This is a genomic window from Streptomyces sp. SolWspMP-5a-2 (genome assembly GCF_900091845.1).
In the GTDB taxonomy this organism is placed as follows: Bacteria; Actinomycetota; Actinomycetes; order Streptomycetales; family Streptomycetaceae; genus Streptomyces; species Streptomyces doudnae.
In genome coordinates this window covers 42008-55288 of record NZ_FMCI01000085.1, presented here as the reverse complement: position 1 = coordinate 55288, position 13281 = coordinate 42008, and the positions used below count along the sequence as shown (strand labels likewise).

General features: G+C 72.3%; 12 protein-coding genes and 1 pseudogene. 9 read left to right on the top strand and 4 right to left on the bottom strand.

Annotated features, from left to right (window positions below):
* Positions 1–538 precede the first annotated feature (538 nt).
* Positions 539–1174, top strand: a complete 636-nt coding sequence (locus tag GA0115242_RS08240) for a TOPRIM nucleotidyl transferase/hydrolase domain-containing protein (protein WP_093826102.1) — start codon at positions 539–541, stop codon at positions 1172–1174.
* Between the two features lie 22 nt (positions 1175–1196).
* On the opposite strand, the gene GA0115242_RS08235 is transcribed toward GA0115242_RS08240, so the two are convergent.
* Both GA0115242_RS08235 and GA0115242_RS08230 read right to left on the bottom strand, forming a co-directional pair.
* On the bottom strand, positions 1197–1562 hold the full coding sequence (locus GA0115242_RS08235) for a darcynin family protein (RefSeq protein ID WP_093826100.1): 366 nt from the start codon (positions 1560–1562) through the stop codon (positions 1197–1199).
* A gap of 49 nt (positions 1563–1611) precedes the next feature.
* Positions 1612–2511: an NAD(P)H-binding protein gene (locus GA0115242_RS08230; RefSeq protein WP_093826098.1), complete on the bottom strand. Its 900-nt coding sequence runs from the start codon at positions 2509–2511 to the stop codon at positions 1612–1614.
* Positions 2512–2614: 103 nt separating this feature from the next.
* Between GA0115242_RS08230 and GA0115242_RS08225 the strand changes: the two genes are divergently transcribed.
* A complete protein-coding gene (locus GA0115242_RS08225; protein WP_093826096.1) occupies positions 2615–3568 on the top strand; it encodes a LysR family transcriptional regulator in 954 nt (317 codons plus the stop codon).
* A gap of 275 nt (positions 3569–3843) precedes the next feature.
* On the opposite strand, the gene GA0115242_RS08220 is transcribed toward GA0115242_RS08225, so the two are convergent.
* Positions 3844–4233, bottom strand: a complete 390-nt coding sequence (locus GA0115242_RS08220; protein WP_093826091.1) for a hypothetical protein — start codon at positions 4231–4233, stop codon at positions 3844–3846.
* A 139-nt stretch (positions 4234–4372) separates the two neighbouring features.
* On the bottom strand, positions 4373–4810 hold the full coding sequence (locus GA0115242_RS08215; RefSeq protein ID WP_003992141.1) for a hypothetical protein: 438 nt from the start codon (positions 4808–4810) through the stop codon (positions 4373–4375).
* A gap of 559 nt (positions 4811–5369) precedes the next feature.
* Between GA0115242_RS08215 and hemL the strand changes: the two genes are divergently transcribed.
* The 7 genes and pseudogenes from hemL to ccsB all read left to right on the top strand — a co-directional run bounded on the left by hemL (position 5370) and on the right by ccsB (position 13258).
* Entirely contained in the window at positions 5370–6689 is a 1320-nt protein-coding gene (hemL, locus tag GA0115242_RS08205) for a glutamate-1-semialdehyde 2,1-aminomutase (RefSeq protein WP_093826087.1), read from the top strand.
* The gene (locus tag GA0115242_RS08200) at positions 6686–7378 is read left to right on the top strand and encodes a histidine phosphatase family protein (RefSeq protein WP_093826085.1); all 693 of its coding nucleotides are present in this window, start codon (positions 6686–6688) and stop codon (positions 7376–7378) included. The genes hemL and GA0115242_RS08200 overlap by 4 nt, the downstream gene beginning before the upstream one ends.
* 239 nt (positions 7379–7617) lie before the next feature.
* Positions 7618–8901, top strand: coding sequence for a hypothetical protein (locus tag GA0115242_RS08195; RefSeq protein WP_161353036.1), 1284 nt, complete (start codon positions 7618–7620; stop codon positions 8899–8901).
* Positions 8902–8967: 66 nt separating this feature from the next.
* Positions 8968–9585 (top strand): TlpA family protein disulfide reductase, encoded by a 618-nt coding sequence (locus GA0115242_RS08190; RefSeq protein ID WP_093826082.1) that lies wholly within the window; start codon positions 8968–8970, stop codon positions 9583–9585.
* Position 9586: 1 nt separating this feature from the next.
* Positions 9587–10381: a cytochrome c biogenesis CcdA family protein gene (locus tag GA0115242_RS08185; protein ID WP_370672257.1), complete on the top strand. Its 795-nt coding sequence runs from the start codon at positions 9587–9589 to the stop codon at positions 10379–10381.
* A gap of 3 nt (positions 10382–10384) precedes the next feature.
* Positions 10385–12176, top strand: a pseudogene (locus tag GA0115242_RS08180) (cytochrome c biogenesis protein ResB).
* A complete protein-coding gene (gene ccsB, locus GA0115242_RS08175; RefSeq protein WP_093826081.1) occupies positions 12173–13258 on the top strand; it encodes a c-type cytochrome biogenesis protein CcsB in 1086 nt (361 codons plus the stop codon). The pseudogene GA0115242_RS08180 and the gene ccsB overlap by 4 nt, the downstream one beginning before the upstream one ends.
* The last annotated feature ends 23 nt before the right edge of the window (positions 13259–13281 follow it).

The window sequence follows — 13281 nt, the reverse complement described above, 5'->3', positions numbered from 1 at the left end:
ATGAGCCCCAGCTCGGCGCAGACCCCCTCCCCATGACCGGCCGCTCCCCGCGCGAGCGGGGATGAGCCCTCACCTCTTAAGAGGTGAGTTTCGGCGAGTGACCGCTCCCCGCGCGAGCGGGGATGAGCCCAAGCGGATCTGCCGGGCCTGCTCAGAACAGTGCCGCTCCCCGCGCGTGCGGGGATGAGCCCGACCCGAAGGGCGCACTGAGGAAGGGCAGCATCCGCTCCCCGCGCGTGCGGGGATGAGCCCCGCGTCAAGGAAGCGGCTGCCGAGCAGTGGCTCCGCTCCCCGCGCGTGCGGGGATGAGCCCAGCCAGGGCCGGGTCCGGCATCCGGCGGTGGCCCACTCCCCGTGCCCGCGGGGATGACCCCTCGCGGTGGTAGGTGGTGGCCTCATTCGGACCCGCTTCCCACTCCCCGCGCCCGCAGAACGCTCCAGTTCCCTGTGCACCGTTCCAGTGCGGCGCCCCCACAGCGCATCGGCACCGTGAAAACCCCGCGCGGCGCGGGCCCGCCCCGGAGCAGAATCCCCCCCCATGACCGACATGAACGCGTTCCGGGACGCCGTCGCCGCGTGGGCGGCGGGCGGTGCCGGCGAGGTGGTGGCGGGTGGGGCCGGGGCGGGGGAGCTGGCGCGGCTGCTGCCGGTGCGGACCGCGGTGCTCCTTGAGGGGCCGAGCGACGTCGCCGCCGTCGACGCGCTCGCCGCGCGCACCGGGCGCGACCTCGCCGCCGAGGGCGTCTGCGTCCTGTCGATGGGCGGGGCGATGAACATCGGCCGCTACGCCGCCCTCCTCGGCCCGCCCGGCCTCGGGCTGCGCCTCGCCGGGCTCTGCGACGAGCGCGAGCGCGGCTTCTACGACCGCGGCCTGGCCCGCGCCGACGCGCCGGGCCGGTCGTTCTTCACCTGCGTGGCCGACCTGGAGGACGAACTCGTCCGCGCGCTCGGCGTGCCCCGGGTCGAGGAGATCGTCGGCGCCGAGGGCGACCTCGCGGCCTGGCGGACCTTCGTGCGCCAGCCCGCGCAGCGCGACCGCTCGCCCCGGCAGCGGATGCGCCGCTTCCTCGGTACCAAGAAGGGCCGCAAGATCCGCTACGGCCACCTCCTGACCGAGGCGCTCGCCCCGGAGGAGGTGCCGGTGCCGCTGCGGCGGCTGCTGACGAGCCTGTGAAACGGCCGCCGCCCGGCCGGCGTCACGTGGAGATCGTCGTCACCGCGTCCACCCCGTAGGTGCGGGCGTACCCGTTCTCGGTGCCGACCAGCAGCTCGACGACTTCGAAGTACCGGTCCCAGAACGGGGTTTCGCGCAGGGCGTCGACGAGGAGCTGGTAGGCGTCGTGGTCGTCCGCCTCCCAGACCCAGACGTCGGTGACGCGCGCGGAGTAGAACTCCGTGTCGTAGAACCGGGACCTGACCCCGGTGGTCTTCGCCCTGACAGCCGGGACGACCTGGCCGGTGAAGGCGGCCACCCGCTCCTCGACGGTCATCGCGAGCCATTCGGGGGTGGTCTTGACGAGCATGAACGCGGTGACGGGCGGCGCCGTCCTGGTGGCGGGCACGGGGGCGCTCCTCCGGTCGGTGGTCAAGTGCCGTGTTCGGCGGGCGGGTTCAGGCACGGTCGAGCACCGCGGGCCGCAGGGTCCGCGCGCACCAGTCCGCGAACCCGGTCGGGGACGCGGTCTCCGGCGTGCGGGCCACCCCCGCGTCCAGGCCCTGGTCCTTGGCCGCCTTCATGTCGACGACGCCCCGCGCGAACGCCGGGTCGAGGCCGTACCCGACGAGGGACGCGTACAACTCGTCGAGCGGCAGCCGTTCGTAGCGGACGGGGCGGCCGAGCTGCTCCGTCATGACGCGGGCGAGGTCGTCGGGGGAGAGGTCCTGCGGGCCGAGGACCGGGACGCTCCCGGTGCCGCTCCACGACCGGTCGAGCAGCAGACCGGCGGCGACGGCGGCGATGTCCTCGACGGCGACCAGCGGCGCCCTGCGGTCCGCGGCGACGGAGTCGGTGAAGACGCCCTTCTCGCGGATCGAGTCGGCCTCCTCCAGCAGGTTCTCGAAGAAGGACGGGTTGGCCAGCGCCCGGTAGGCGGTCCCGGTGGACGCGATCAGGTCGTCCATGGCGAACGTCGCGGTGACCAGCCCGGCCCGGTCGGCGAGCGGGGTGCCGCGGCCCAGCGCGGAGACCCCGACGACGTGGCCGACCCCGTGCGCGGCCAGGGCCCGCGCGGCGGGCCGGGTGAACCCGGCGTAGGCGTCGTCGGGGGCGCGGGAGGCGTCCGGGGGCGTCAGCCAGAAGACGGCGTCCGCGCCCGCGAAGGCCCGGTCGACGACGGCGGGGTCGCCGTGCGAGCCGGTGACCACCTCGACCCGGTCGCGGACGGCGTCCGGGAGCCGGGCGGGATCACGCGCGACGACGCGCAGCTCCTCGCCCGCCGCCGGGGCGGACTCCAGGAGCCGGGGAACCAGGTGACGGCCGATGTTGCCGGTCGGGGCGGTGATGACGATCATGCGGACCTCGCGGGTCGAAGGGGTGGGTACGCCCCTCATCCTGCGGAGGACCGCGGTGTTGCCACAATGGGAACTTCAGCACGCAATCATTGACGAGAACGGAATGATGCAGGTGGAGAGCGCAGAGCCGGTCATCGACGCGCAACTCGCGGTGGCGCTTGACGCGCTGCTGGCCGAGAACAGCGTGACCCGCGCCGCCGCGCGGCTGCACACCTCGCCCGCCGCGATGAGCCGCACCCTGGCCCGGCTGCGCCGCGTCCTTCAGGACCCGCTGCTGGTGCGGGCCGGGCAGACCATGGTCCCCACCCCGCGCGCCGAGGCCCTGCGCGAGGAGGCCGCCGCGCTGGTCCGCGGGCTCGGCGCGCTGCTCAGCCCCGGCACCGGCGTCGACCCCGCGAGCCTGCGCACCACCTTCACCCTCCAGGCCGCCGACCTGGTCGGCGCGGCCCTCGCCCCGGGGCTGCTGCGACTGGCCCGGCGGGAGGCGCCCGGCGTCGCCTTCCGGCTGCGCGCCGAGGAGTGGGAGGGCGGACCGGCCCTGCGCCTGGGCCGGATCGACCTGGAGGTCGGGGCGATCGACCACGTCGACCCCGAGACCCGGGTCGAGGACCTGGTGGAGCTGCGCATGACGGCGGCCGTCCGCCCCGGCCACCCGCTCACCCGGGCGCCGCTGACCGCGGCGGGGCTGGCGGCGGCCGAGCACGTCGCGGTCAGCCGCCGGGGCCGCTTCACCGGCCCGCTGGACACCGCCCTGGCCGAGCAGGGCCTGAGCCGCAGGGTGAGCGTGGTCCTGCCGGGTCACCTGGCCGCGATGACGCTCGCGGCCCGCAGCGACCTGGTCTGCCTGGTCCCGGCGTCCCTCCCGGGCGAGCCCCCGTCCCCCCTCACCGACGACGCCACGACCCTGGGCCTGCGCCTCCTGGACATCCCGCTGCGGCTCCCCCCGGTACGCATCGGCATGGCCTGGCACCCCCGCCACGCGGCGGACGGCGCCCACCACTGGCTCCGGGGGGCGGTGCGGCGGGTGCTGAAGGGGGATGCGGAGCTAGTGAGTTGAGGGGGTGTCACCAGGCTTCCGCGCCTGCGCAGGGCGGCGCCGACAACTCCCGCCAACTTCCGTCACCTTCGGCGAGCTGCGCCCGACAACTCCCGCCAACTTCCGTCACCTTCGGCGAGCTGCGCCCGACAACTCCCGCCAACCTCCGTCGCCGTCGGCGAGCTGCTCCGACAACTCCCGCCAGCCTCCCTCGCCTTCGGGGAAGCGGCGCCGACAATCCCAGCATCCCCACCGCCCCACCCCGCCCCACCCCCTCCCCGGGCGTCGGCGAATCGTCAGGCGTCCGGGGCCGCCTCCGGGTGGGTGAAGCGCACCGGCTTGTCCAGGGAGCGGGCGTAGGCGATCTCGGCCCGGGTGCTGTCCCCGATGTGGTCGCCGACGACCAGCACCTCGTCGGCGAGCCGGATCTTCGCGCGGTGCAGAGCGTCCAGCCGGACCTTCAGCGCCTCCGCCGCGACCGGGTCGGACCAGAGCTCGTGCGGCGACTTCAGGTCGCAGCCCGGCCTGACGACGATCCTCCCGGCCGCGGTCTCCCGCAGGTCCGCCTCGGCCATCGCGCTCATGAAGCGGGTGGAGCCGCAGATCGCGACCACGCGCGGGATCTCCAACAGCGCCTTCGCCTCCGCGAGTTGTTCCTCGGGGGTGGGCTGACGGGGGTGGGACACCGGTTCCTCCTGGTGGTGGAAGGGGCGTGGGAGGGGCGTCCGGCGGGATCCCGCACCGGCCGACGGCCCCCGGCGGAGCCGACCGCCACCGAAAAGGGCGAGGTCCGAAGACCTCGCCCGCTGTCGCCGCAGCCGTCGGTCAGGGCCACACCAGGCAGTACGCCTGATGCCCGGCCTCGTGCAGGCGGTGGCTGAAGTCCTGCCATTCGTGCAGGAGTTGGTACACGTTGAACGCGTCTCTCGGGCCCCCGCGGTCCGGGACCGTCGACCAGATGAACGCCGCCGCGCCCACCGCCTCCTCGCCTATGCCGCGCAGCGGGTCCACCACCGTCATCGGCAGCTTGACCACCGCGTAGTCCGGGTGCAGCACGACCAGTTCGAGGGGCGGGACCTTGTGGAGGGGGACGCCCTCGATGCCGGTGAGGACCATCGCGGCCATCGTCTCCGGCTTGATCTTGGTGAACATGCCGTTCATGCCCAGCTCGTCGCCGCCGAGTTCCTCGGGACGCATCGAGATCGGGACGCGGGCCGCGGTGGCGCCGTCGGGCGCACCGAAGTATTTGTAGGTCACCCCCACCCGACCACCATTCCTGCTCCCGGCCCCGGGACGGTCGACCCCGCGTTCGTTCTTCTGGTCCTTGCGATCCATACGGTCCATACGGTCCATACGTCGGTCGCGTCGTTCCGACTCACCCGGCACGTCCTTGCGTTCCTGGAGTGCGTCGGCCGCCTCCTCGGCGTCGCGTCGGTGCCTTCCCCGCCGGGCACGTCGAGGACCCAGGTCATCGGTCCCCTCGCCCAGTCCGCCACCGCGATGCATATCTCCACCCGACTGCTTTTCTAGGACGCGTGGCCCCCGCCGCGCAACCCGATCATCGTGTCAGTGACCTCCCCCACGGCCGCCCGCCGAAACGTGCGGTGAAACACCTGTCCGCAGGATCTTCGCAGCCCCGGAGCGGCCCCTCGTCCCTTCTTACGGACGGGAAGGCCGTCCGCGCTGTGTGTACCAGGTCTCAGTTTCGCAGATCGGCGGCGCCCCCTGCGGGCCGAGCGCCCTGGCCTACCCTGAGAGGGCCACAGACCACCGGAGCCCGGGAAAAGCCGAGACACCCCAGAAGTCGGAGACGTCGCAGGTCATGACCGAACTGCCCTATCCATACGATGCGCCTGCCTCGCAGGCCCTGTTCGACCGCGCGTCCGTGGTCACGCCCGGGGGCGTGAACTCCCCGGTGCGCGCCTTCCGCGCGGTCGGCGGCACGCCCCGTTTCATGGTGTCCGGGACGGGGCCGTACCTGACCGACGCGGACGGGCGCGAGTACGTCGACCTGGTGTGCTCCTGGGGGCCGATGATCCTCGGCCACGCGCACCCCGAGGTGATCGCCGCCGTCCAGGAGGCCGTCGCGCGCGGCACCTCCTTCGGCACCCCCGGCGAGGGCGAGGTCGCCCTCGGCGAGGCGATCGTCGAGCGGGTCGGACCGGTCGAGCAGGTCCGGCTCGTCTCCAGCGGCACCGAGGCCACCATGTCCGCGATCCGGCTCGCCCGCGGCTTCACCCGCCGCGCCAAGGTCGTCAAGTTCGCGGGCTGCTACCACGGCCACGTGGACTCGCTGCTCGCCTCGGCGGGCTCCGGCGTCGCCACCTTCGCGCTGCCCGACACCCCGGGCGTCACCGGCGCCCAGGCGGGCGACACCATCGTCCTGCCCTACAACGACCTGGACGCCGTACGGGAGGCCTTCCGGCTGCACCCCGGCGAGATCGCCTGCGTCATCACCGAGGCGTCGCCCGGCAACATGGGGGTCGTGCCGCCGCTGCCCGGCTTCAACCAGGGCCTCAAGGACCTCTGCGCGGAGCACGGCGCCCTCTTCGTCTCCGACGAGGTCATGACCGGGTTCAGGACCAGCCGCGCCGGCTGGTTCGGGGTCGACGGCGTCGTGCCCGACCTGATGACGTTCGGCAAGGTCATGGGCGGCGGGTTCCCGGCCGCGGCGTTCGGCGGCCGGGCCGACGTCATGGCGCACCTCGCGCCCGCCGGGCCCGTCTACCAGGCGGGCACCCTGTCGGGGAACCCGATCGCCACCGCGGCCGGTCTGGCCCAGCTCCGGCTGCTCGACGGGGCCGCGTACGACGTCGTCGACGCCGTCTCCGCGCAGGTGCGGTCGCTGGTCGGGGAGGCGCTGAGCAAGGAGGGCGTCGCCCACCGGGTGCAGAACGCCTCCAACATGTTCTCCGTCTTCTTCACGGACCGCGAGGTGCGCGACTACGAGGACGCGAAGGCCCAGGAGTCGTTCCGGTTCACCGCGTTCTTCCACTCGATGCTGGCGCAGGGCGTGTATCTGCCGCCCTCGTCCTTCGAGTCCTGGTTCGTGTCCACGGCGCACGACGAGCGTGCGCTGCAGCGGATCGCCGACGCCCTCCCGGCGGCGGCCCGAGCGGCGGCGGAGGCCACCTCAGCATGAGCAGCGAGAAGGACATCACCGTCGTCCACGTGATGCGGCACGGCGAGGTCGCCAACCCGGAGGGGGTGCTCTACGGGCGGCTGCCCGGGTACCACCTGTCCGAGCTGGGACGGCAGATGGCGGAGCGGGTCGCCGAGCACCTCGCCTCCCGTGACGTCACCCACGTCGTCGCCTCCCCGCTGGAGCGGGCGCAGGAGACGGCCACCCCGATCGCCAAGGCGCACGGTCTCGACCTCGGCACCGACGCGCGGCTGATCGAGGCGGAGAACGTCTTCGAGGGCAAGACCTTCGGCGTCGGGGACGGCGCGCTGCGCCGCCCGGAGAACTGGAAGCACCTCGTCAACCCGTTCAAGCCGTCCTGGGGCGAGCCCTACGTCGACCAGGTGGTCCGGATGACCGGGGCGCTGGAGGCGGCCAGGGACGCGGCGCGCGGCCACGAGGCGGTGCTGGTCAGCCACCAGTTGCCGATCTGGATCGTGCGCTCGTACGTGGAGCGGCGGCGGCTGTGGCACGACCCGCGCAAGCGGCAGTGCACGCTCGCCTCGCTGACGACGTTCACCTACGAGGGCGACCGGATCGTCTCGGTCGGCTACACCGAGCCCGCCCGTGACCTCGTCCCGGCCCATCTGCTGTCCGGCGCGAAGCCGGTCAAGGGGCAGCCGGGGCAGGGCAAGGCCTTCGGCGCCTGAACGACCCGGACCCGGCAGCTCCCCGGAGTCCGGCGGTTTTCCCCGCCTTCTCCCCGCACCCGTCCCGCCTCCTCCCCGCGCCCCAGGGCGTGTGGGACGGGTGGGGCGGGTGAGCTGTCCGGGGTCTCTTGCGGCTTCGTTACTTTTATTACGATATTCACACGCTGATCTGGAACCTCTTCGTTCGTCATTTCCTCTGACTGGGTGACCATCGCAAGAAATGACGAATCGGGGATGCAATGCGCTCGCTCTCTCGCAGGGGAATGCTCGGTCTCGGCGCGGGAGCCGCGGCGACCGTCGGCCTCTCGGCCTGCGGAGGCCAAAAGTCGTCCGACGGCGCGAGCCACGCCGCCGGATCCCGGCCCAGCCCCTCGGGCAGCAGCGGCGGCCCGCACCCCGCGCGGCCGATCGGCGACGGCTCCACCTCCTTCACCGGCAAGCAGCCCCACCAGCCCGCCGCCCCCGAACCGCTGGAACCCGGCCAGACCCCGCCGCAGTTCGTGGTCTTCTCCTGGGACGGCGCGGGCGAGGTCGGCAACGGACTCTTCCCGCGCTTCCTCGACCTGGCCAAGCAGCACGACGCGCACATGACCTTCTTCCTCTCGGGCCTGTACCTGCTCCCCGAGTCGAAGAAGCGGCTGTACAACCCGCCGAACAACCCGCGCGGCGCCTCCGACATCGGCTACCTCACCGACGAGCACGTCAAGGCGACCCTCGCCAACGTGCGCCGCGCCTGGCTGGAGGGGCACGAGATCGGCACCCACTTCAACGGCCACTTCTGCTCGGGCAACGGCACCGTCGGCAACTGGACCCCCCAGCAGTGGCGCAGCGAGATCGACCAGGCCAAGGCGTTCGTCACGAAGTGGCGCACCCACACCGGCTGGACCGACCTGCCGTCGCTGCCCTTCGACTACGAGAAGGAACTCGTCGGCGGACGCACCCCCTGCCTGCTCGGCCAGAACAACCTGCTGCCCACCGCCAAGGACCTCGGCTGGCGCTACGACGCCTCCTCGCCCGGCGGCCGGCAGACCTGGCCCGTGAAGCGGCTCGGCATCTGGGACCTGCCCCTCCAGCAGGTCCCCTTCCCCGGGCACAGCTTCGAGGTGCTCTCCATGGACTACAACATGCTCGCCAACCAGTCCGTGAACTCGACCAAGGCGCCCGCCCACAACTACCCGGGCTGGCGCAAGCAGTCCGCGCAGGCCTACATCTCCGGCTTCCGGCGGGCCTACGAGACCAACCGCGCGCCCTTCTTCGTCGGCAACCACTTCGAGCAGTGGAACGGCGGCATCTACATGGACTCCGTCGAGGAGGCCTTCAAGCACATCGCGCGGGAGAAGGAGAAGGGCGAGGACGTGCGCCTGGTCTCCTTCCGGCAGTTCGTCGACTGGATGGACGTCCAGAAGCCCGAGGTGCTCGCCAAGCTGCGCACCCTCGACGTCGGCCAGGCCCCCACCGGCGGCTGGAAGACCTTCCTCGCGGCCGGCGCCCCCACCGCCACGTCCTCCGGGAACGCCGCCTGAAATGCGGATTTCGGCCCGCGAGGGGGGTGCGCAAGATCCCCAGAACGGGCATGCGAAACTTTTCACATGAGTGCCGCCCGCCGCGCCCCCCTGCGCTCGCCCCGTAGCCGTGCCGCCCTGCTCAGCGCTGTGGCCGCGGCCGCCGCGCTGACCCTGTCCGCCTGCGGTTCCGGCGGCACGTCCGGGGGCTCGGGCGACACCAACTTCGTCACCGGCGCCGACGGCGTGGCGACGGCGGCGAAGGGCGAGCGCGCCGACGCCCCCGACCTCTCCGGGAAGACCGTCGACGGCGGCCGGGTCGACGTCGACGACTACAAGGGCAAGGTCGTCGTCATCAACGTCTGGGGCTCCTGGTGCCCGCCCTGCCGCGCCGAGGCCAAGAACTTCGAGACCGTCTACCAGGACGTCAAGGGCAAGGGCGTCGCGTTCGTCGGGATCAACACCCGCGACACCGGCACCGGACCGGCCAGGGCCTTCGAGAAGGAGTACGGGATCAGCTACCCCAGCCTGTACGACCCGACGGGCAAGCTGATGCTCCGCTTCAAGAAGGGCACCCTCAACCCGCAGGCCATCCCCTCCACGCTCGTCCTCGACCGGCAGGGCCGGATCGCCGCGCGCACCCTCCAGGCGCTCAGCGAGGAGAACCTGCGCGCCATGCTCGCCCCGGTCCTCGCGGAGAAGTGACGTGAGCACAGCCGCCACCCTCGTGAGCAGCCCCCTCACCACCCTCGCCGCGACCGGCTACAACGGCACGGTCCTCAACGGCGCCCTGCTCGCCGCCCTGCCGATCGCCCTGCTCGGCGGACTCGTCTCCTTCTTCTCGCCGTGCGTGCTGCCGCTGGTGCCCGGCTACCTCTCCTACGTCACCGGGGTCACCGGCACCGACCTGGCCGACGCCCGGCGCGGCCGGATGGTGGCCGGCGCCTCCCTCTTCGTCCTCGGCTTCACCGCCGTCTTCGTCTCCAGCGGCGCCCTCTTCGGCTACTTCGGCGACACCCTCCAGGAGAGCCGGGACGTCCTGTCCAAGGTGCTCGGCGTCCTCATGATCGTGATGGGCGTCTTCTTCATGGGCCTCATGCCCTGGATGACGCAGCGCGAGTTCCGCCTGCACCGGCGGCCGGTCGGCGGCCTGGTCGGGGCCCCGCTGCTCGGCGCCCTGTTCGGCATCGGCTGGACGCCCTGCATCGGCCCGACCCTGGCGTCGGTGCTCGCGCTCTCCTCGCAGCAGTCGAGCGCGGGCCGCGGCGCCCTGCTCACCGTCGCCTACTGTCTGGGACTCGGCGTGCCCTTCGTGCTCGCCGCCGTCGCCTTCCGCAAGGCCCTCGGCGCGTTCGGCTGGGTCAAGCGGCACTATGTCTGGGTCATGCGGATCGGCGGCACGATGATGATCGTGACCGGCCTGCTGCTGCTCACCGGCGTCTGGGACTCCCTGGTGCAGGAGATGCAGACCTGGTCCAACGGCTTCTCTGTGGGGATCTGATCGATGAGCACGCCTTCCGGGACGGCGCCGAAGAGCACCGCGTCCGCCGCCGACCGTCCGGGCAGCGAGAGCGCGGCCGGGACCGCCGAGGACCAGGACGTCAGCGCCGCGGCCTCCCAGCTGTCCACCGCGCCCCGTGAGGACGCGCCCCAGCCGGGGCTCGGCGTCGTCGGCTGGACCCGCTGGTTCTGGCGGCAGCTCACCTCGATGCGGATCGCGCTGCTGCTGCTCCTGCTGCTGTCGCTGGGCGCGATCCCCGGCTCGCTGATCCCGCAGAGCGGCACCGACGAGACGAAGGTCGCCGACTTCCGCGCGGCCCACACCGTCCTCGCGCCGGTCTACGACCGGCTCGGCCTCTTCCACGTCTACAGCTCGGTGTGGTTCTCCGCGATCTACATCCTGCTGTTCGTCTCCCTCATCGGCTGCATCGTCCCGCGCACCTGGCAGTTCGTCGGGCAGGTGCGCGGCCGTCCGCCGGGCGCCCCCCGGCGCCTCGACCGGCTGCCCGCCTACACCACCTGGCGCAGCGGCGCGACGCCCGCGGAGTTCCGGGAGGCCGCCCTCGCCCTGCTCAGGCGCCGCCGCTTCCGGGCCCACGCCGTCGGGGACGCCGTCGCCGCCGAGAAGGGCTATCTGCGGGAGGTCGGCAACCTCGCCTTCCACCTCGCCCTCATCGTGATGCTGATCGCCTTCGCCTGGGGCCAGTTGTTCAAGTCCGAGGGCAACAAGCTGATCGTCGAGGGCGACGGGTTCTCCAACACCCTCACCCAGTACGACGACTTCAAGTCCGGCAACCTCTTCACCCAGGACGACCTCGACCCGTTCAGCTTCCGTCTGGACGACTTCGAGGGCACCTACGAGGAGACCGGCCCCAACCGCCGGCACCCCCCGCACCTACCAGGCCGCCGTCACCTACAGCGCCGGCGCGTACGGCAAGGACGAGAAGCGGCTCATCAAGGTCAACGAGCCGCTGGAGATCGGCGACTCGAAGGTGTACCTCACCGCCCACGGCTACGCGCCCGTGGTCACCGTCCGCGACGGCAAGGGAGCCGTCGTCTACCGCCAGGCCGTGCCGCTGCTGCCGCTCGACTCCAACGTCACCTCGTCCGGCGCGATCAAGGTGATGGACGGCTACCGCGACGCCAAGGGCGCCAAGGAGCAGCTCGGCTTCCAGGCGTTCTTCCTGCCGTCCTACGGCGGCGCGAACACCGCCGTCGTCTCGCAGTTCCCGGCGCTGCTCAACCCGATCCTCAACCTGGCCGCCTTCCACGGCGACCTCGGGGTCGACTCGGGCATCCCGCAGAGCGTCTACCAGCTCGACAAGAAGAGCCTGAAGGCCTTCAAGGACGCCAAGGGCCAGGCGCTGCGGGCGAACCTGAAGCCCGGGGAGACCATGAAGCTCCCCGGCGGCGCGGGCTCGATCACCTTCGAGAAGGGGGTCAAGGAGTGGGCGAACTTCCAGGTGACCCGGCAGCCGGGCAGCGGCTGGGCGCTCGGCGGCGCCCTCACCGCGATCTTCGGCCTGGCCGCCTCGCTGTTCATCCAGCGCCGACGGGTCTGGGTGCGCGCCACCGAGGGCCCGGACGGTGTCACCGTCGTGGAGATGGCCGGGCTCGGCCGCAGCGAGTCCGCGAAGGTCCCGGAGGAGCTGGGCGACCTCGCCGGTCTCCTCTACGACGGGACACCCGCCCCGCCCGGGGCCGACGACGATCCCACCGACCCCGCCGCACCCGCGACACCCTCTGAATCCTCCGACTCCCGAGTCGCACCCCCCGAAGGGGCTGAGCAGCAGTGACCCTCGCCGCCGCCACCAACGAACACCTCGCCAACCTCAGCAACACGCTGATCTACTCGTCGATGGCCGTCTACACGCTGGCCTTCTTCGCGTACATCGCCGAATGGCTCTTCGGCAGCCGCAGCAAGGTGGCCCGCACGGCCGCCGCGCTGACCGGGGACAGCGCGAAGAAGAAGGCCGCCGCGCCCGCCGTCACCGTGCAGCAGGCCGGCGGGACCGCCGTCCTGGAGCGGCCGCGGGTCGTCGTGCGGGCCTCGGCCGGGTCGCGGGACGTGCCCGACGGGCCCGGCGCGCACGGCGGCGACGAGCAGGGCGACCTGTACGGGCGGATCGCGATCTCGCTCACCGTGCTGGCGTTCGCCGTCGAGTTCGCGGGCGTCCTCACCCGGGCCCTGTCGGTGCAGCGGGCGCCGTGGGGCAACATGTACGAGTTCAACATCACCTTCTCGACGGTCGCCGTCGGCGTGTACCTGGTGCTGCTGGCGCTGCGCAAGAACATCCGCTGGCTCGGCCTGTTCCTGACCACCACGGTCCTGCTGGACCTGGGTCTCGCCGTCACCGTCCTGTACACGGCGAGCGACCAGCTCGTGCCCGCCCTGCACTCGTACTGGCTGTACATCCACGTCTCGACGGCGATCCTGTGCGGCGCGGTCTTCTACGTGGGCGCGGTCGCCACGATCCTGTACCTCTTCAAGGACTCCTACGAGAACAAGCTCGCGGGCGGCGGCAGGCCGGGCACCTTCGCCACCTCGGTGATGGAGCGGCTGCCCGCCTCGGCCTCCCTCGACAAGTTCGCCTACCGGATCAACGCGGCCGTCTTCCCGCTGTGGACGTTCACGATCATCGCGGGCGCGATCTGGGCGGGCGACGCGTGGGGCCGCTACTGGGGCTGGGACCCCAAGGAGACCTGGTCGTTCATCACCTGGGTCGCCTACGCCGGTTACCTGCACGCGCGGGCGACCGCGGGCTGGAAGGGCCGCAAGGCCGCCTACCTGGCGATGATCGCCTTCGGCTGCTGGCTGTTCAACTACTACGGCGTCAACATCTTCGTCTCCGGCAAGCACTCGTACGCGGGCGTGTGACGGCGGCCCCCGCCGCGGCGGGG